General features: G+C 36.0%; 20 protein-coding genes. 14 read left to right on the top strand and 6 right to left on the bottom strand.

Features of this window, described 5'->3' with window-relative positions; translation table 11 throughout:
* Positions 1-163: 163 nt before the first annotated feature.
* Genes LOK78_RS15235 through LOK78_RS15250 form a run of 4 tightly spaced genes read left to right on the top strand, consistent with a single transcriptional unit; the run spans position 164 to position 2590 of the window.
* Positions 164-895: a class I SAM-dependent methyltransferase gene (locus LOK78_RS15235; RefSeq protein WP_232635493.1), complete on the top strand. Its 732-nt coding sequence runs from the start codon at positions 164-166 to the stop codon at positions 893-895.
* Positions 892-1566: a ZIP family metal transporter gene (locus LOK78_RS15240; RefSeq protein ID WP_232635494.1), complete on the top strand. Its 675-nt coding sequence runs from the start codon at positions 892-894 to the stop codon at positions 1564-1566. The genes LOK78_RS15235 and LOK78_RS15240 overlap by 4 nt, the downstream gene beginning before the upstream one ends.
* 7 nt (positions 1567-1573) lie before the next feature.
* Positions 1574-2152 (top strand): TlpA family protein disulfide reductase, encoded by a 579-nt coding sequence (locus LOK78_RS15245; protein WP_232635495.1) that lies wholly within the window; start codon positions 1574-1576, stop codon positions 2150-2152.
* Between the two features lie 9 nt (positions 2153-2161).
* Positions 2162-2590, top strand: coding sequence for a DUF4268 domain-containing protein (locus LOK78_RS15250; RefSeq protein WP_232635496.1), 429 nt, complete (start codon positions 2162-2164; stop codon positions 2588-2590).
* On the opposite strand, the gene trhA is transcribed toward LOK78_RS15250, so the two are convergent.
* A complete protein-coding gene (trhA, locus tag LOK78_RS15255; RefSeq protein ID WP_232635497.1) occupies positions 2587-3213 on the bottom strand; it encodes a PAQR family membrane homeostasis protein TrhA in 627 nt (208 codons plus the stop codon). The genes LOK78_RS15250 and trhA overlap by 4 nt on opposite strands.
* A 2-nt stretch (positions 3214-3215) precedes the next feature.
* A complete protein-coding gene (locus LOK78_RS15260; RefSeq protein ID WP_232635498.1) occupies positions 3216-3890 on the bottom strand; it encodes a DUF4294 domain-containing protein in 675 nt (224 codons plus the stop codon).
* Positions 3891-4003: 113 nt separating this feature from the next.
* Between LOK78_RS15260 and LOK78_RS15265 the strand changes: the two genes are divergently transcribed.
* From LOK78_RS15265 to LOK78_RS15305, 9 genes are all read left to right on the top strand, one after another.
* On the top strand, positions 4004-5092 hold the full coding sequence (locus tag LOK78_RS15265) for a M42 family metallopeptidase (RefSeq protein WP_053970068.1): 1089 nt from the start codon (positions 4004-4006) through the stop codon (positions 5090-5092).
* 52 nt (positions 5093-5144) lie between these two features.
* Positions 5145-5705, top strand: coding sequence for an NUDIX hydrolase (locus LOK78_RS15270; protein WP_232635499.1), 561 nt, complete (start codon positions 5145-5147; stop codon positions 5703-5705).
* On the top strand, positions 5702-6385 hold the full coding sequence (locus LOK78_RS15275; protein ID WP_232635500.1) for a PrsW family intramembrane metalloprotease: 684 nt from the start codon (positions 5702-5704) through the stop codon (positions 6383-6385). Before LOK78_RS15270 ends, LOK78_RS15275 begins: the two co-directional genes overlap by 4 nt.
* A 59-nt stretch (positions 6386-6444) precedes the next feature.
* Entirely contained in the window at positions 6445-8373 is a 1929-nt protein-coding gene (locus LOK78_RS15280) for a DUF294 nucleotidyltransferase-like domain-containing protein (protein ID WP_232635501.1), read from the top strand.
* The gene (locus tag LOK78_RS15285; RefSeq protein WP_232635502.1) at positions 8373-9038 is read left to right on the top strand and encodes a 3'-5' exonuclease; all 666 of its coding nucleotides are present in this window, start codon (positions 8373-8375) and stop codon (positions 9036-9038) included. The genes LOK78_RS15280 and LOK78_RS15285 overlap by 1 nt, the downstream gene beginning before the upstream one ends.
* Positions 9039-9116: 78 nt before the next feature.
* Positions 9117-9599 (top strand): acyl-CoA carboxylase biotin carboxyl carrier protein subunit, encoded by a 483-nt coding sequence (locus LOK78_RS15290; protein ID WP_232635503.1) that lies wholly within the window; start codon positions 9117-9119, stop codon positions 9597-9599.
* Between the two features lie 33 nt (positions 9600-9632).
* Positions 9633-11072, top strand: coding sequence for an acetyl-CoA carboxylase biotin carboxylase subunit (gene accC, locus LOK78_RS15295; protein ID WP_232635504.1), 1440 nt, complete (start codon positions 9633-9635; stop codon positions 11070-11072).
* Between the two features lie 28 nt (positions 11073-11100).
* Complete coding sequence (locus tag LOK78_RS15300; RefSeq protein ID WP_232635505.1) at positions 11101-12642, top strand: acyl-CoA carboxylase subunit beta; 1542 nt, start codon at positions 11101-11103, stop codon at positions 12640-12642.
* A 43-nt stretch (positions 12643-12685) separates the two neighbouring features.
* Positions 12686-13249, top strand: a complete 564-nt coding sequence (locus LOK78_RS15305; RefSeq protein ID WP_232635506.1) for a DUF1579 domain-containing protein — start codon at positions 12686-12688, stop codon at positions 13247-13249.
* A 54-nt stretch (positions 13250-13303) separates the two neighbouring features.
* Here LOK78_RS15305 and treF read toward each other — a convergent pair whose 3' ends face one another.
* Positions 13304-14869, bottom strand: coding sequence for an alpha,alpha-trehalase TreF (gene treF / locus LOK78_RS15310; RefSeq protein WP_232635507.1), 1566 nt, complete (start codon positions 14867-14869; stop codon positions 13304-13306).
* A 108-nt stretch (positions 14870-14977) separates the two neighbouring features.
* Between treF and LOK78_RS15315 the strand changes: the two genes are divergently transcribed.
* Complete coding sequence (locus LOK78_RS15315; protein WP_232635508.1) at positions 14978-16204, top strand: multidrug effflux MFS transporter; 1227 nt, start codon at positions 14978-14980, stop codon at positions 16202-16204.
* 73 nt (positions 16205-16277) lie between these two features.
* Here LOK78_RS15315 and LOK78_RS15320 read toward each other — a convergent pair whose 3' ends face one another.
* The 3 genes from LOK78_RS15320 to LOK78_RS15330 form a co-directional block, all read right to left on the bottom strand.
* Entirely contained in the window at positions 16278-16838 is a 561-nt protein-coding gene (locus tag LOK78_RS15320; protein WP_053970078.1) for a YceI family protein, read from the bottom strand.
* A gap of 471 nt (positions 16839-17309) precedes the next feature.
* Entirely contained in the window at positions 17310-18068 is a 759-nt protein-coding gene (locus LOK78_RS15325; RefSeq protein ID WP_232635509.1) for a hypothetical protein, read from the bottom strand.
* A 128-nt stretch (positions 18069-18196) separates the two neighbouring features.
* On the bottom strand, positions 18197-18685 hold the full coding sequence (locus tag LOK78_RS15330) for a hypothetical protein (RefSeq protein ID WP_053970080.1): 489 nt from the start codon (positions 18683-18685) through the stop codon (positions 18197-18199).
* Between the last annotated feature and the right edge of the window lie 76 nt (positions 18686-18761).

An 18761-nucleotide genomic window follows, 5' to 3' on the forward strand; every position in this document is an offset into this window, starting at 1 on the left:
GCTAGCAAAAATACCATATTTTTGTGGCTTAGTTAATCTTTTTTAGTCGGGTTAAGGATTGAACACTTGTTGGAGCTTTTTTTTGGCGGAATTTCTGCCTAAAAAAGCGACTTGTGAAAGCCTGATTCAAAATTCTTTAGAATTTTGAAAACCCCATTATACTATGGCAGAACATACACAACAATGGTACGCTTCTTGGTTTGACACCCCATTCTACCACATTCTCTATAAAGATAGGGATCATCATGAGGCTCAACTTTTTATGGATAATCTTACCGGATACCTTAATTTACCGGAGCAAGCAGGTATTTTGGATTTGGCCTGCGGACGTGGAAGGCATTCGGTGTATTTGAATAATTTAGGATATCAAGTAACGGGAATTGACTTATCTGAAAAAAGTATTGCCTATGCCAAACAGTTTGAAACGGACTCTTTGAAGTTTGAAGTTCATGATATGTGTGACCCTTATCCTAAAAAATTTGATGCAGTTTTTAATTTATTTACAAGCTTTGGGTATTTTGATCAGGAAGAGGACAATCTTAAAACCATCAAAGCCATCAAGCAAGATTTAAACGACTATGGATTTGGGGTGATTGATTTCATGAATGTTTCTTTTGTTGCAAATCATTTAATTACTGAAGACAAAAAAACGGTTAATGGTATTGATTTTTATCTAAAAAGATATGTCAAGGACGGACATATTTTCAAAGACATTGAATTTGAATTTGAAAATAAGAACTACCATTTCCAGGAACGCGTCAAGGCCCTTACACTAAAGGATTTTGAAGCGCTATTTGAAGAAGCTGGTTGTTATTTATTGGATGTTTTTGGTGATTATAAACTAAGAAAGTACTATGAATCTAGCTCTGAACGACTAATCATGATATTTAAATGATAGAATATTTTTTACCCATTTTGGCCGTTTTTATGGGCGTAGGTATTGTATTGGCTACCAATCATAAAAAAACAACATTCTCAAAATTATTGTTGTCATTTAGTGGTGCCTTTTTATTGGCTGTCACTTTGTTCAACTTGCTACCCGAGGTTTATGAGCATTTAGATAAGGTCGTGGTAGGAACTTGTATTATGGGAGGAATTTTGATTCAGATCATTTTAGAATTTTTCTCAAAAGGTGCCGAACATGGACATATCCACCTACATGGTGATCATCACCAATTTCCATGGATGCTCTTTTTAAGTTTGTGTTTGCATAGCTTTTTGGAAGGCTTTCCCATTCACCATCATGAAACCATGGTCTATGGGGTATTTATCCATAAAATACCTATCGCCATGTTGATCACAACCTTTTTGTTGCATGCAGAATACAGTCGTTTCCAAATTATTATTTTTCTAAGTGTTTTTGCCGTCATGACACCTCTTGGAACCCTTGTATCATATAGTGGTTTGATTCCTCTTGGAGCCATCAATTATATTAATGCCTTAGTGATTGGTATCTTCCTACATATCTCAACGACTATTTTGTTTGAAAGCAATCAAGGCCATTCTTTTAATCTTACTAAATTGCTATCCATTATCTTTGGATTTGTTTTAGCATATTTCATATAATTCCGAAATGAATCACTTATCTATTTTCTGTTTACTATTTTTTTTGGGGGTTGCTGGACGAGCACAAACACCTGACTGTGTTCTGGAAAAGAGCTCTTTTAATGATATCTATAAAGTAGATAAGAATGATCTTATTTGCCTCTCCCAAAACACAAAAAAAGATAAGACTTTGGTATTTTCATTTGCTATTTGGTGTGCCCCTTGTATCAAACACCTCCCCAATGCCATCAAATTAGCTGAAGATTATAATTTAGATTTTTATGTTCTTTTAATTGAAAAAGAGGATGATCGAAATGCAACCAATGCCCTTTCCTTTCTAAATCAAATCAAAAAAGAAGCCAACAAAGATTTTCAGGTAGTTATTCTAAAGGATAGTTACGGCAAGCGTAGTAACAAGAAATATAAAGCCTTTTTAGATGAAATTACTCCAGACACCTTTGAGAACATTAATGGAATGTCCAAATATATTGTCATTGACCAAGAAGGAACCGTTTTAATGGTCACCAATTGGAAAGACAACAGGGAGAATGACTGGCAAGACGATTCAAAAATGATCGAAAAACGTATTATACCAATTTTAAAATAACATCAAACCTTGTTTTCTAAAGAAGAATCCAGATATTTAAGAGAAACCTTTTGGACCAGTTTTGGAAAGTCCTTCCCTAGAAAATGGATTTTGTACCATACCAAAATCAAAGGATTGAGTTTTAAATTCTATTTTGATACCAAATCAGCTTTTGTTTCACTGGACTTGGAAGATGATTTGGAAAACCGAATTGAATGCTGGGAGAAACTAGTCGCTCTAAAGAGTATCTTAACAGAAGATTATCTACCCGATGCCATATATGAAGAGGTCTTTTATCTTGAAAATGGAAAAGAAATATCTCGGATTTATGTTCCGCTGGAAGCCAAAGTTTCGATTCACAATAAAAATACTTGGCAACAGGTCATGGAATTTTTCAGTGAAAAAATGACTTTATTTGAAGCCTTTTTTGAAGAGTATAAAGACGTGATCAAACCTTAAATCGCGTATAATAATATCATCAGGTAATGGCTTATAGCCCCACCCAAAACAAACAAATGCCAAATCACATGGTTATATGGTATTTTCTCTATGGCATAAAACACGATTCCAACGGTATAAAAGAGACCTCCTGAAAATAAAAGCAATAATCCGTTATAGCTTAAAGCCTCCGATAAAAAACCATAGTCCAATACAACAAGCCAACCCATAACTAAATATAAAATGAGTGAAATCGCTTCATACTTTCCAGTGAAGAAGATTTTTAAAATGCTCCCGATAGCCACTATGACCCATTCTATGATAAAAAGAGTCCAACCTTTACTCGTTTCCAAAGTAATTAAACAAATGGGCGTATAAGTACCTGCAATCAACAGGTAGATACTTATATGGTCTAAAATGCGATAATAATGCTTTTTGGATTCATGCTGAACTGCATGATACAAAGTTGATGAAGAAAATAAAACAATGAGGGTGATGCCATAAACAATCACACTAAACAAACTATATTCTGTTTTGTGGTTGTCAAAAACTATGAGCAATATCAAACCGACTATTCCCAGTAAAGCTCCTATTCCATGAGTATAGGCATTGAACTTTTCTTCTAATGGAGATTGGATACGCATGCTTATTTGGTCGCCTTTTTAACCCATTTATTTGTTAGTTCAAAATAATCAAAATCCAAAGCAGACTCTTGATATTCTAACACCCCATTTTGAAAACTACGTTGCAAAATATCCTCAATATAGTAGTCTTCTTTACTATCTACAGGATTAAACTCTTCCTTCAAAGAAATACTAAACAAATTGGCTGTGCTGTTATACCAAAAGGCTCTCCAACCACTTCGTAAACTCTTTACCAACTCAAACGTCGTTTCTCCTGTTTGCCGATGAATTAACTTTACTAAAATTTGACCTTCAGTACGGGTAAGGTTTTTTAATTCTTCGGTAAATTCCTCCTCGAGATATTTTTGAATGAGTTTGGTATACTTTCTCTTGTCCTTTTTGGAAGTCATCATTTCCAAGCGTTCATTGAGTGTTTGTAACCTTTCAGAAGCCATTTTGGCATACGGATAGACCTTTATGGTTTTTCTTCTAAGTATCAAATAAGCCCGTCTGTCTTCCCTACTATCAAATTTCAATTTTTGAAGTAAAAGTACTTCCTCCAAATCTATGGCAGTTCTAGGAATGGAATCCCCCTGAATAATAATGTATTCTACCTCCTCAGAATCCCTATCATCAGAAAGTTCTTGGGCGTGTAACCATATTGGTAAAAACAAACAAATTAGGGGCCATTTTTTCATAACTGAAGGTTTATCTAAAACCGTTCCAAACATAGGTAAAATTAAGAATTTACTCTTCCAATCCCCTTAAAAATCTTATAATATTATTATTTTAGTGCAAAACTTAAAACCGTATGGCAAAGAAGCAAGTTCTCAATAAAAAATCCTTGGATTTTCTTGAAAAATACTTAAATAATGCCGCTCCTACTGGCTATGAATGGGACGGACAAAAACTGTGGATGGAATACGTAAAACCCTATGTGGATACGTTTATTACTGATACTTACGGCACCGCTGTTGGTGTCATTAATCCAGACGCTAAATACAAAGTCGTGATTGAAGGTCATGCTGATGAAATTTCTTGGTATGTCAATTACATCACAGACAATGGTCTTATCTATGTCATAAGAAATGGCGGAAGTGATCACCAAATTGCCCCAAGTAAAATCGTAAATATTCACACCAAAAAAGGCATTGTAAAAGGCGTTTTTGGTTGGCCTGCTATTCATACTCGGGACAAATCAAAAGAACAAACTCCTAGCCTAGAAAATATCTTTATTGATGTGGGAGCCAAAGATAAAGCAGAGGTGGAAAAAATGGGCGTTCACGTAGGTTGCGTTATTACCTATCCAGATGAATTTCATATCTTAAATGGTGACAAATTTGTTTGTAGAGCCCTTGACAACCGTATGGGTGGTTTCATGATTGCTGAAGTTGCTAGATTACTTCATGAAAATAAAAAGAAATTACCTTTTGGTTTATACATTACCAATTCAGTACAAGAGGAAATTGGTCTACGTGGTGCTGAAATGATTACCCAAACGATTAAACCCAATGTGGCAATAGTTACGGATGTAACTCATGACACCACCACCCCAATGATTGAAAAGAAAAAAGAAGGTCATTTGGAGTTGGGTCTTGGCCCAGTGGTAGCCTATGCTCCTGCTGTTCAGCAAAAATTACGTGATCTAATTACTGATACTGCTGAAGAAAATAAAATTCCTTTTCAACGTTCTGCCCTTTCAAGAGCAACCGGAACAGACACAGATGCCTTTGCATATAGTAACGGCGGAGTTGCTTCTGCCCTAATTTCATTACCATTAAGGTATATGCATACTACGGTAGAAATGGTACATAAAGAGGATGTAGAAAATGTTATCCGATTGATTTATGAAAGCCTTTTGAAAATAAAGGATGGCGAATCTTTTAGTTACTTTGATTAAATATTAATAAGTCCGCTTTACATTTTCAGAATGCTAAAGCGGCTTTTTTTTTATGACAGACGAATTCATAGATATTGTTACCCAAGACGGCAAGCCTACTGGTAAAAAGGCCCTTAAATCTGAAATCCATGCTAAAGGTTTTTACCACAACACAGCACATGTATGGTTATACAATGAAAATCATGAAATTTTGCTACAACAAAGGTCTGTGCAAAAAGTTATTTGTCCAGGTATGTGGGACGTTTCTGTAGCAGGCCATGTGGACGCAGGTGAAACACTCACCGAAGGAGCTGTGCGGGAAACTAAAGAAGAACTTGGGTTGAATCTCCATGAAAGTGACCTAAAAAAAATTGGTGTTTTTGAATGCTTTCAAGCGTATGATAATGGTATAAAGGATAATGAATTTCATCATACTTTTATAGCCAAATTAAACGCAAAACTTCAAGATTTAACTCCGCAAATTGAAGAAGTAGAAGCTTTAAAATTGGTTACTTTCGAGGAATTTGAATCGCTTCTTAAAGAAAGCGGTACTAATAATCACTTTGTGCCCACTAATAGAGCTTATTACCAAAAAGTACTTCAAGCTATTAAACAGGAAACAGCCAACTCTTGAGTATTTTAAATTTGATACTAGCTGCATTAGCCCCAGTGGTGGCTATTATCGTCTATATTTATGCCAAAGACAAGCATGAAAAGGAGCCTAGGCGCTTAATGTTTTATACGTTTCTATTTGGTGCTTTTCTGAGTATTTTTATTACTACCGTTCTGTATGTGATTTTTGATTATATACTTCCCATAAACAAAGACACAGTACTTCAACAATTTATAAAGGCCTTTTTTATAGTAGGACTTACCGAGGAATTCAGCAAGTATATCATTGTAAGATATTATTCCCAACGTCGATCAGAATTTAATGAGCCATTTGACGGTATTGTCTATGCCGTTATGGTTTCCATGGGCTTTTCCGCTACTGAAAATATCCTGTATGTTTTAGAAGGCGGTTATGAAGTGGCCCTCCTGAGAGCTTTCACAGCAATTCCAGCTCATGCCACCTTCGCCGTAATCATGGGCTTCTTTATGGGGCGAGCTAAATTTTCAAAAAATAGAATTAAATGGAACTTAATTGGCTTATTAGGAGCCATTATTTTTCATGGTGCCTATGATTTTTTCCTTTTCATCCACTTTATTCCAGGAATTTGGGTCGGTGCTTTTGCCTCTTTAATCCTTGGTCTATTCTTATCCTTAAAAGCGATTAAAATTCATCAAGAAGGTTCTTTTTTTAAAAACACCTAATCCATTTCTTAATAGCCTAGGATTGCTTAAATTAGCATAGATAAATACTTCTTGATACCATGAAGAATACTATTGCTGAACGGATTGCTGACTTTATAAAGCGCTTTCCTCCATTCGACCTATTAAGAAAACCCCAACTTCAAGAAATTTCGCAACAGGTAAAAATTATCTATTTAGAAAAAGGCGAAACCATATATAAAGAACATGATCCGCCACAGGATCGTTTTTACATCATCCATAAAGGAGCGGTTTCCCTCATGAAAAAAATGGATCAAGACAAAGTGGAAGTGATCGATAAGTTTGATGAAGGTGATGTTTTTGGTTTAAGACCCTTGTTTGCTCATGAGAACTATGCCATTACCGCTGTAACCGCCGAAGAATGCATTTTATACGGTATTCCCATTGACATTTTTCAACCAATGGCTTCCAAAAACAAGAACATAGGAAACTATTTGATTGAAAGCTTCGCTTCAAATACCGAAAATCCGTTTACCAAAGAACATCACGTTCAGTTCTTTTCTGATGCTGAAATCATTTTAAATCCAACGGATAACCACTTTGAATTACAACCTGTCAACTATATAAAAAAGATTATTCTTGCCGAACCAAGCTCCAAAATAAGAACCATTGCCAAGACAATGAGTGAAAAAAACATTGGTTCTATTATTATAGCTGATTTGGAAGATAAAATTCCAATAGGGATTGTGACTGATAAAGATCTACGTAATAAAGTGGCCACTGGGCTTCATTCCATCAACGAGCAAGTCACCAAAATCATGAGCAGTCCGGTGTTGTGTTATCCCAAAAACATTACCATCGCCCAAGCCCAAATAACCATGTTAAAACATAAAATTGGGCACTTGTGCATCACGCAAGATGGGACACCCAATAGCCGAATAATTGGTTTGGCTTCAGAACACGACCTCATTGTTATGAAAGGGACCAACCCTTCTGTGTTGATGAAGGCCATTAAAAGAAGTAATACCACTAAGGATCTCAAACGAATTAGAGAAAAAATCATGGTGCTTCTTAAGGGCTATATCATGCAAAATATCCCCCTTACCCATACCAGCAAGATTATTTTTGAACTCAATGATGCCACTGTAAAAAGAGTTGTCGAGCGCTGCTTGGTGAAGATGAAAGAAGATCCACCAGTCAATTTTGCTTGGATGTCACTAGGAAGCCAAGGAAGAAAAGAACAATTACTGCACACCGATCAAGATAATGCCATAGTTTTTGAAAATGTGCCCCCTGAAAAACTGGAAGAAACTCGAGCCTATTTTTTAAAACTGGCAAAAAAAATAAATAAGAGACTCAATACCATTGGTTTTGACTACTGTCCTGCCGATATGATGGCCAAAAACCCTAGATGGTGTCTAAGCTTGGATGAATGGAAAGACCAGTTTAAACAATGGACGACCAATACCGGCAACGACGAGCTGCTTTTATGTAATATCTTTTTTGATTTTGACATTAGTTATGGTGATTCTAGACTAACAAACGAATTGGCAGATCATGTACTCCATATTGTAAAAGATAATACCATTTTCCTATCCAAATTAGCAGCCAATGCGCTTAGCAACGCCTCCCCTTTAGGCTTCTTTAGGCAATTTTTGGTGGAATCTAATGGCGAGCACAAAGATCAATTTGATTTGAAAAAACGAGCCTTGATGCCCATAGTAGACGCTGGAAGATTACTTACCTTGAAATTCCAAGTTAAAAATATCAATAATACCGCTGAGCGCTTTGAAAAGTTAGCCGAAATCTTCCCAGAGAATGAGGAACTCTATTTGGGATGCTCCTATGCCTTTAAAGCCATTTCAAAATTCAGAACCAAACACGGGTTACAAAATAATGATAATGGTCGATTTATTGAATTGGAACATTTGACCAAAGAGGAAAAAATGAAATTAAAACGCTGTTTTAAAACCATTGCTCAGGTTCAAGAATTTATAAAAGTAAGGTTCAATGTAAGCACGCTTCTCTAATGTTTGATTGGTTTAAAAAAAATACAAAAAGATTAAGTCTCCCAGAATTCTGGAACCATTATGAAGATTCCTTTAAGGACGATGAGAATCTGACCTTAAAATCGGCTCGTTTTGTAGTGTTAGATACAGAAACAACCGGATTTGATTACCATATTGATCGGGTTTTGTGCATTGGTGCCGTAGATATCATGAACTATGAAATCCAAGTTGCCAACTCATTTGAAGTTTATATTCAGCAGGAGCGCTTTAACGAGAAAACGGTGCCTATACACGGAATCATAAAAAATGAAAGAATCTCAACGCTTACAGAAATTGAAGCCATCGAACGATTTTTAGACTATTTGGGTAATGCCATTATTGTAGCACATCATACCAAATTTGATGTCACAATGATTAATAACATGCTACAAAGACATGGATTTCCCAAATTAAAGAACAAAGTTCTAGATACCGTCCATCTTTACAGAGAAACCAAAATAAGAACAAATTTCAACCAAAACGAAACCCTTTCCTTAGATCACATTGCCGATAAGTATTTATTGGACGTTTCAGATCGACATACAGCAGCAGGTGACGCGCTTCTCACAGCTCTTATTTTTCTTAAAACGACAACCATACTACAAAATAAAAAGGACTGGACCTTGAAAGACATGTTAAAGCTATAGCAAATTACCAATAATATGGTTTCTTAGTTACGAAAACGTTATAGATTGGTTATCTTTATCGCATTAAAAAATCAATCTATGAGTCATTTCAAAGTGTCAGTTAATGAAAATGAACCCATCACCCTTACTTCTGAGGAACTAATGGGTTTAGACATTCATCCAATTACTGAAAACGAGCAACACGTTCTGTATCAAAATAAAGGATATTATGCTCAAATAAAAACTAAAGATTTCAACCACAAAGAATTTGAAGTAAAAATTAACAACAACCTATACAACGTTAATATTTTTAGCGAATTAGACGTTTTAATTAAGGACATGGGCTTTGAAGTTGGAGCTTCAAAATTTGTAAATGATATTAAAGCTCCCATGCCAGGTTTAATTTTAGATATTCAAGTTACCGAGGGAAATGAAGTCCAAGAAGGCTCCCCATTACTTATTCTAGAAGCCATGAAAATGGAAAATGTATTAACCTCTCCCCGATCAGGTATTATTAAATCCATAAAAATTAATAAAGGTGATGCTGTTGATAAAAACCAGCTCCTTATTGAATTTGAATAATCCAAAAAGATCTCAAAACTAAAAGTTTCTTTCATGAAAAAAATACTAGTTGCCAATCGTGGTGAAATAGCTCTAAGGGTTATGAAAACCATTAAAAAAATGGGCATTAAAACGGTGGCCATTTACTCCACTGTTGACAGGCAATCTCCTCATGTAACCTTTGCTGATGAAGCCATTTGCGTGGGTGAAGCCCCTTCCAATCAATCTTATTTGCTTGGAGACAAAATTGTAAATATTGCAAAAGAATTAGAAGTGGATGCCATACACCCTGGTTATGGTTTTCTTAGTGAAAATGCTGATTTCGCTGAATTATGTGAAGCTAATGACATTGTTTTCATTGGTCCCAAATCCAAAGCGATTAAAGTGATGGGTAGCAAACTTGCTGCCAAGGATGCGGTTAAAGCCTATGACATTCCTATGGTGCCTGGAATTGATGAAGCCATTACCGATGTTGATAAGGCCAAAAGCATTGCCAATGATATTGGGTTCCCCATACTTATCAAAGCCTCGGCAGGTGGTGGTGGAAAAGGGATGCGAGTGGTGGAAAAGGCCAGTGATCTGGAATCCCAAATGAACCGTGCCATTAGTGAAGCTACTTCTGCTTTTGGAGATGGCTCCGTTTTTATTGAAAAATATGTTGCTTCTCCAAGGCACATAGAAATACAAGTAATGGCCGATACCCATGGCAATATCATTCACCTTTTTGAAAGGGAGTGCAGCATTCAAAGAAGGCATCAAAAGGTTATTGAAGAAGCGCCTTCTTCCGTATTGACTCCAGAATTAAGACAGGAAATGGGACAGGCGGCCGTAAAAGTGGCAAAAGCTTGTGACTATGTAGGTGCCGGTACGGTAGAGTTTCTTTTGGATGAAAATATGAATTTTTATTTCTTGGAAATGAATACCAGACTTCAAGTAGAACATCCTGTAACAGAGCTGATAACAGACACCGATTTGGTAGAAATGCAAATTCGTGTAGCTCGTGGGGAAGAGCTCCCCAAAAAACAAGAGGACCTACAAATTAATGGTCACGCTTTGGAATTAAGGGTATATGCAGAAGATCCCCTAAATGATTTTCTTCCTAGTGTAGGAACCTTGGAAAAGTACCGTTTACCTAAAGGAGAGCATATCAGGGTAGACAACGGATTTGAAGAAGGTATGGATATTCCTATTTATTACGACCCCATGCTGTCCAAATTGATTACCTATGGCAAAAATCGTGAAGAGGCAATTCAATTAATGAAAGAGGCCATTTCTGATTATCAAGTGAAAGGCGTTGAAACAACCTTACCGTTCGGAACCTTTGTTTGTAACCATGAAGCCTTTATTTCAGGAAATTTTGACACCCATTTCGTCAAAAAATACTATTCGCCAGAGGCCATTCAAAACGAATGGAATCAAGAAGCTAAAATTGCTGCCCTTTTGGCCATAAAACAATTTGAAAAGGAAAAAACCATTTTAAAACTACCTAAATAGGAAGTTCTAACAAGAAGAAAAAGATCCTATGGAAGATAAAATCAAAGATTTACAAGATAAATTAAGTTTAGCCTATGCTGGTGGCGGACAAAAAAGAATTGATAAACAGCATGAAAACAAAAAACTAACCGCTCGTGAGCGTGTTGAGTATCTGTTGGATGAAAGCTCCTTTGAAGAAATTGGCGCCTTGGTAACGCATAGAACCAAAGATTTTGGCATGGACAAACAGCAGTTTTATGGCGATGGTGTTGTTACCGGTTATGGTACCATTGATGGCCGATTGGTTTATGTGTTTGCCCAAGATTTTACAGTATTTGGTGGTTCCTTATCAGAAACCCATGCAGAAAAGATTTGTAAAATAATGGACTTGGCCTTAAAAGTTGGTGCTCCCGTCATCGGACTCAATGATTCCGGTGGTGCGCGTATTCAGGAAGGAGTTCGTTCTTTAGGTGGTTATGCCGATATTTTTTATAGAAATGTTCAGTCCTCTGGGGTTATACCTCAAATATCTGCCATTATGGGCCCATGTGCGGGAGGTGCCGTTTATTCTCCAGCAATGACCGACTTTACCTTAATGGTTGAAAATACAAGCTATATGTTTGTGACGGGACCTAATGTGGTTAAAACCGTGACGAATGAAACGGTAACCTCTGAAGAATTGGGAGGTGCTTCTACACATGCCACAAAATCAGGAGTTGCCCATAAAACCTCGTCTAATGATGTGGAGTGCTTGGAAGATGTTCGGAAATTATTGAGCTATTTGCCTCAAAATAATCAAGAAACACCACCCAAACTGGAATATGTTCTAACCGATGAAATACGAGAACAATTATCTGATATTGTTCCTGACAACGCCAACAAACCCTATGACATGCACGATGTTATTTCGGGGATCATAGATCCGGATTCGTTTTATGAAATCCATAAAGATCATGCAGAAAACATTATTGTAGGGTTTGCTAGATTAGGTGGCAAAAGCATCGGAATCGTGGCCAACCAGCCGATGTTTTTAGCTGGTGTTTTGGATGTCAACAGTTCGAAAAAAGCTGCAAGGTTTGTGCGATTCTGCGATAGTTTTAATATTCCATTACTAGTTCTGGAAGACGTACCTGGATTTTTACCCGGTACCGATCAAGAATGGAACGGTATCATTGTTCATGGAGCTAAATTACTCTATGCTTTCAGTGAAGCGACGGTTCCAAGAGTTACGGTTATTACCAGAAAAGCCTATGGAGGTGCTTATGACGTGATGAACTCCAAACATATTGGTGCTGATATGAATTTTGCCTGGCCAAGTGCCGAAATTGCCGTCATGGGTGCCAAAGGTGCTGCTGAAATTATTTTTAAGAAAGAAATCAAGGAAGCTGAAGATCATGATGCCAAATTGAAAGAAAAGGAAGCAGAATATGCTGAGAAATTTGCAAACCCTTATAGCGCCACCGAACGTGGTTTTATTGATGAAGTTATCTTACCAAAAGATACCCGTCGCAAATTAATTAAAGCATTTGCTATGCTGGAGGACAAAAAAATTGATAGGCCAACTAGAAAACATGGTAATATTCCATTGTAAAAATCTGTATCTTTAGGGACAACAACAATTAAAGAAAACTAACATGAGAAACCCTTTATTTTTAATGATTGCCCTATTTATTTCTTTTTCAAGTTTTTCTCAATCGCCTGAGGAAATGAAAGCTTGGGAAAGTTATATGACTCCAGGAGAAGAGCACAAATGGTTGGCAAGTATGAATGGTCAATGGACTGCTACTGTGAAACAATGGATGGATCCTTCAAAACCACCAGTAGAGTCTAAAGCAACTACAGAAAACCGCATGCTTATGAATGGTTTGTATCAAGAATCAACCCATCGAGGAAACATGATGAATATGGCTTTTGAAGGTCGAAGCATCACAGGTTTTGACAATTCAAAGAAAATGTTTGTTTCCACCTGGATTGACAACTTCGGAAGTGGTATTATGGTGATGGAAGGTATTTTTGTGGAGCCATATCGTGTGCTTGTTATGGAAGGCACCATGGTAGACCCAAGTACTGGAAAAGATTTAAAGGTGAAAGAAGTCATGACGTTTGTTTCTAAAAACTCCTATAAGTTTGAGATGTATATGGATATGGGAGGTGCTCAGATAAAAACCATGGAAATAAATTATACAAGGGAGAAATAAAATCCCATTCTAAAATTTAGAAGCTCCTATTTTCTGAAGAATTTAGGAGCTTTTTTATTTAAGCTTCCCTTTAAATGCCAAATAGACCCCATTACTCCATCCAAAACCATCTTGCAACGGATACTCTCCCCCTCCTGCTTCAATATCTAGATTTTCAACATGGTACTTTTCAACAAACTTCCCCGAAGTTCTAAAGACCTTTTCGTTCAAATTTACCCACCGACTCATAATCTCGTTGGCCAACTCTTGATGTCCATAATTTTCTAAACCAATAACCGTAATCCATTGTAATGGCGCCCAACCATTTGGTGCATCCCATTGCTGCCCTGTATGTTTTAATGTGGTAACCAAACCTCCCTCCTTTAAAAAATGAGCCTCTATAAAACGTGCTACCCTATCTGCTTGATTTTGATTTGCCATTTTAGAAAACAAAGGATACACCATGGCTAACGATAATCGCCCTGTCTTTTCCTGGGTTTTCCAATAAACATCTTCAAATACTCCTAGGGAGTCATTCCATGAAACCTCGTTCAAATACCTTAGTCTATTGGCTTGGTTGGTTTTTAATTGATTGATGAATTCTGCATCTTCACTTTCATATGCTGAGCGTAAAATGATTTCCATCTTAAACATCAAAGCATTCAAATCAACTGGTAAAATTTCTAATATTTCTATAGTTTGCAGCTCTTGATTGTTTTGAAACCATCTAGAACTATAATCCCATCCTGATTCTGCTCCCGCTCGCAACTGTCTGTAAAGGTCTCGATTGGGGAATTGCTTTTGTAATAAATAATCTTCTCTGAAGGATTCTTGTCTGGGTTTGTTATAAAAATCATAATAACGATTCATCAACCCATATTCTGTCTTGACGACATGCTGATATACTTTTTGTGTAGAATCATGTGCCATCCAAAATTCATATTCCTTTTTAAGGGCTCCTCTATATTTCTTATAAACTGATGCCCCGTTTTTTTGAGCAAGTAATTCTACCATGCAAGCAAAAAAAGGTGGTTGTGACCTAGATAGATAGTATGTTCGGTTGCCATTAGGTATAAACCCAAATCGGTTAATTAAATAGCTAAAATTATCCAATATATCTTCAATTAAATCCCAATGACCACTTTCTACTAATCCCAACATAGTAAAATAGGAATCCCAATAATACACTTCCCTAAATCTTCCTCCCGGAACAATGTAAGCATTGGGCAAAGGAATCAGACTGTTTCTTAAACCAACTGAATCTTTCACTTTTGTCAAAACAGGCCATAATCTTTCAATATGTTCTGAGGCTGAATTTGTGGTGTCTGTTTTAAAATGAAGGTCATTGACTTTTGGAACCTCAAAATATCTAGCTACAAAGGATTCTAAATCTAAATTGCCATTGGTCCTTTTCTGTTGGTAGTCCTTAAGAATAGCATCATAAGAATCAAGTGCTGTGGCGTCAACAAATGTTTTACTGTCGGGAAATATTTCGGCTAATTGTATTTCTACAAACAAATCCCCCAGTTGTTGTTCTGGAAAAACCAATTCGGTGGAAGGGCTAGTTGCCTTTTTGGAGCTTTTTGGTTCCTTCTTGCAGCTAATGAAAAGAAAAATGGGAATCCAGATGAGATATTTCATGATCTTAATTTCATTGAAATTACGGTTTTTTGTTAAACAACTGTGAAATTTACTGTTGACACTTTAACTACATCGTTTTCTCTGAATTGGTTGCTTTACATTTGTGGCATGCAAAAGCTTACCCAAAAACTCTCAGAAAAGAATATTAACATCGAATTTATTGGCTTAATGGCTTCCTTGATGGCTATTGTAGCCTTAAGTATCGATGCCTTATTACCGGCATTGCCAGATATTGCTTCAGATTTAAACGTACACGACCCTACCCAAAACCAAAAGCTTATTACCATGATTTTTTTGGGTCTGGGCTTTGGCCAACTTATTTTCGGACCTCTATCTGATAGCTTTGGAAGGAAACCCATCATTTACACCGGATTCACCATTTTTGTTTTCGCGAGTATTTTATGCGTCACCACCAATAGTTTTGAGTGGATGGTCGTGGGAAGAATATTTCAAGGGGTGGGATTGTCTGCTCCTCGTACGATCAGTATCGCTATGATTAGAGACACTTACCGGGGTGATTTTATGGCTCAAGTGATGTCTTTTGTGACCATGATATTTATTCTTGTTCCGGTAGTAGCGCCAACCATAGGGCAATTAATGATTACCTTTTTTGATTGGCATTCCATATTCAATCTCAATTTAATTTATGGTTGTTTGGTCATTTTCTGGTTTTGGAAAAAGCAACCAGAAACCTTAGCTCGGGAAAAACGCATTAAACTGTCACCCAAACTCTTTTTGAACGGGACACGCGAATTTTTTAGATACAAGGATGCTGTGGCCTATACCTTTGTTTCTGGGTTGATTACGGGATCCTTTATGGTGTACCTAAGTACCTCCCAACAAATTTTTGAAGAGCAATATCACACGGCTGAATTGTTCCCTTATATTTTTGCCAGTTTGGCTATTTCCATTGGGTTTTCAACCTTTTTCAATAGTGCCTTGGTGCTGAAGTTTGGGATGAAACGTCTAGCTACCGTTTCTACGATAGGGTTTAGTGTCATATCGCTCCTATTTGTTCTGATCTTTCACTCTGGAGTGAATCCTCCCCTAGCTGTGCTGGTTCCGTTTTTTGGACTACAGTTCTTTGCTATCGGTTTTATCTTTGGGAACCTACGTTCTATGGCAATGGAACCCATAGGGCATATTGCAGGTATTGGAGCGGCCATCAATGGTTTTATTTCAACTATTATGGCGGTGCCCATTGCTAACTACATTGGGAGTTTTGTGAATGATAGTGTGCTGCCGCTTTTTATTGGTTTTTCAATTTCGGGGGTACTTTCCCTGGTGTTAATGTACATGGTAAGACATATAAAACATCCTGAACCTGAAGCATAAAAAAGTCGGTTGACTTTTTAAGGAATCAACCGACTTGAAACTAACTAATAATTAAACTTAGGGATTTAAAAGATTAGAATTGTAAATCTGCAACGATGTCAAACTCATCATAGATTACTTTGTCTTTTAAGTTTCCGAAGAAACTAGAAGAACCATATCTTACATCATACTTACTTCTATCTACTTTAACGCTAGCACTTGCTTTGCTTCCGTAAACAGATAAGTCAAAAGTAATGGGATGTGTGGTTCCTTTTATGGTTAGGTCACCAGTTACTTCGTAAGAGTTTTTACCTGTAGAAGTCACTTCAGTGAAAGTTAAAGAAGAGGTTGGGTACTTTTCTACACCAAAGAAATCATCACTTTTTAAGTGACCATCTAATTGGTCTTTGTATTCTCCAGACAAATCAGTTGATCCGATAGAAGTCATATCCATTACGAAGCTACCCCCAACTAATTCTTCTCCATTGAATTCTAAGTTACCAGATTTTACCGCAATGGTACCTTCATGAGCTCCGGCTACTTTATAACCTTTCCATACTACTTTACTTTCTTCTGCTTTAATCATCTTTTTTTCTTTTTTAATAGGATTTGTAATTACTGCTAAAACTAAAACTGCTGTTGCTATTAATTTCATGGTTATCTTTTTTGTTTGTTATTGATGGTACAAAGATCCCGCAGATGCCCCTATTTAAAAATGAAGTAGATTATGAAATGAAGTTAAACTAGTTTAACCTGTGAGGTGTTTTTGGTCAAACATGTTTGGAATATATTGGTTTAAGCACCTCTTTTTGAACCTATTGTATAGACAACTAGGTTACCGAGTCTATTTCTTGTTCTCTATACTCCTTTTGCTCATTTCAATCGCAAAAGGCACTCGAACTCACCCAATGTTCTTCAAATACACCCTACTTGATCTATGGCGAATCGATGCTTTAAACAGGGTTTTGACCCGAACTCACCCGAACTCACCCGAATATGACCCGAATATGACCCGAAGATAACCCGACTATAACCTGGTTTAAAATGCTTAAATAAGTTTGGCGGTGTAAGGAGTGAAATAGATTGTTTATTGGCTTTTAACTTAGGGCTTTGTTGTAATTGGTATCTATTTAAGGTTTTTTAATTTTATTTCTTGATTGATTCGGAAAGTTAAAATATCTGATAATTCATTTTTGTCCAACTTTCCTTTTACAAAAAATGTTAAATCGGTCTGTTGATTTAAAAACACTCCTTTATTATTATCAAATTGAAAAATAGTATTCCCGTTAACAAAGACTGTCAAAGATTCTACATTAGGGTTTTCAATGGAATGTTTTTTAGAATTAATTGTACCTGAATAAGTATTAAGTCCATTTTCAGATTTAGTTTTGACAATAACATTTTCCACTTCCAACTCTATAATATCATTAATCAAATTAAAGGGGATTTTGAATTTTTTAGTAATTGATTCACCTGTTTTAATTTCTTCCAAAATTACTGGGAAGAGAATATCTTTTATTGAGGTAGCCTCTTCTGAAATTTTACCTTCTATTTTTCCTTGATTAGTGTAGTTTTTAAAAATAACATCATCTTTCAGATCAATTTCGTCAAATGTAGTAACAGAGTCATTTACTTTTTCAATAATCTTTTTATTTATAATAACTAAGTCAGCATGTGTACTATCAACAATATCAACTATAAGGCTTGCAGAAACTTTCACTCCATTTTTTTGATTTAAATAGTTCACTTCATTTGTAGCTGACATCGAAAAATCATATTCGATTTTATCATAATTCTCGAAATTCCATATATTTTCTTTTTTAGATAGTTTAGTTGCTGAAACTAAGATTAAAAAAATTAAAGGGTAAAAAAATACTTTATTCATATTTGGGTATTAAATACAAAGGTTCGTAGAACCTCCAGTTATCGGTTTAGTTTACTTTGTTTTTCAATTTAGAACTAGTAAAGAATTCCATTCGGAATTGTTGTTATTGGTTGTTATCAGGTGTTTTTTTATTCACATTTATGCAATTCGGAATAGTATTTAAACGGATTGTGTTTAACATATTCTTTTCCACTTATCGATGCGCAGAACTTTTCTTTATCCATTTCTATTATTAATTCCAAATATTCAATAAATTCCTCAGCAAATTCTCCATCTGCAAAACTGATTAATTTTAAACTCGGCAAATAAAAATTGTTATTTTTTTCGGAAGACACTTTCTCAAAAATTAGACGAGTAGTGTCATAGAAAAAGTCAGTTTTAGCCAATTTGTGGTCAGGTCCAGTTGTTCCGTAATAAATGTGAAATTCAGCATTATTTTCAGGAACTAATTTTATTAAAATGGAATCAGGTATTTCCTTTTTCTGTAAATAATATTCTGAAGCAGTATTTAAATTTTTTTCATAATCAGTTTGACTCCATTTTTTTAATTCAGTCATATTATTAAAAGTCAGAAGTGAAAGAATGATTGCAATTTTCAAAGTCAATATTTTACTCATAGGTTTTTCTCAAATGTGCTAAAACGTTAATGGCTAAAGCAAGTATGGTGAAAATTTCCGCTTAGCTGTGGGTCGT

Origin of the sequence: Mangrovimonas futianensis, from assembly GCF_021245805.1 — a bacterium.
GTDB lineage: Bacteria > Bacteroidota > Bacteroidia > Flavobacteriales > Flavobacteriaceae > Mangrovimonas > Mangrovimonas futianensis.

Bases quoted from the DNA above. Each gene is read 5' to 3' on its own strand.
- LOK78_RS15235 (WP_232635493.1), top strand. From the start codon at position 164: ATGGCAGAACATACACAACAATGGTACGCTTCTTGGTTTGACACCCCA.
- LOK78_RS15240 (WP_232635494.1), top strand. From the start codon at position 892: ATGATAGAATATTTTTTACCCATTTTGGCCGTTTTTATGGGCGTAGGT.
- LOK78_RS15245 (WP_232635495.1), top strand. From the start codon at position 1,574: ATGAATCACTTATCTATTTTCTGTTTACTATTTTTTTTGGGGGTTGCT.
- trhA (WP_232635497.1), bottom strand. From the start codon at position 3,213: ATGCGTATCCAATCTCCATTAGAAGAAAAGTTCAATGCCTATACTCAT.
- LOK78_RS15260 (WP_232635498.1), bottom strand. From the start codon at position 3,890: ATGAAAAAATGGCCCCTAATTTGTTTGTTTTTACCAATATGGTTACAC.
- LOK78_RS15265 (WP_053970068.1), top strand. From the start codon at position 4,004: ATGGCAAAGAAGCAAGTTCTCAATAAAAAATCCTTGGATTTTCTTGAA.
- LOK78_RS15270 (WP_232635499.1), top strand. From the start codon at position 5,145: ATGACAGACGAATTCATAGATATTGTTACCCAAGACGGCAAGCCTACT.
- LOK78_RS15280 (WP_232635501.1), top strand. From the start codon at position 6,445: ATGAAGAATACTATTGCTGAACGGATTGCTGACTTTATAAAGCGCTTT.
- LOK78_RS15285 (WP_232635502.1), top strand. From the start codon at position 8,373: ATGTTTGATTGGTTTAAAAAAAATACAAAAAGATTAAGTCTCCCAGAA.
- LOK78_RS15290 (WP_232635503.1), top strand. From the start codon at position 9,117: ATGAGTCATTTCAAAGTGTCAGTTAATGAAAATGAACCCATCACCCTT.
- accC (WP_232635504.1), top strand. From the start codon at position 9,633: ATGAAAAAAATACTAGTTGCCAATCGTGGTGAAATAGCTCTAAGGGTT.
- LOK78_RS15300 (WP_232635505.1), top strand. From the start codon at position 11,101: ATGGAAGATAAAATCAAAGATTTACAAGATAAATTAAGTTTAGCCTAT.
- LOK78_RS15305 (WP_232635506.1), top strand. From the start codon at position 12,686: ATGAGAAACCCTTTATTTTTAATGATTGCCCTATTTATTTCTTTTTCA.
- treF (WP_232635507.1), bottom strand. From the start codon at position 14,869: ATGAAATATCTCATCTGGATTCCCATTTTTCTTTTCATTAGCTGCAAG.
- LOK78_RS15315 (WP_232635508.1), top strand. From the start codon at position 14,978: ATGCAAAAGCTTACCCAAAAACTCTCAGAAAAGAATATTAACATCGAA.
- LOK78_RS15320 (WP_053970078.1), bottom strand. From the start codon at position 16,838: ATGAAATTAATAGCAACAGCAGTTTTAGTTTTAGCAGTAATTACAAAT.
- LOK78_RS15325 (WP_232635509.1), bottom strand. From the start codon at position 18,068: ATGAATAAAGTATTTTTTTACCCTTTAATTTTTTTAATCTTAGTTTCA.
- LOK78_RS15330 (WP_053970080.1), bottom strand. From the start codon at position 18,685: ATGAGTAAAATATTGACTTTGAAAATTGCAATCATTCTTTCACTTCTG.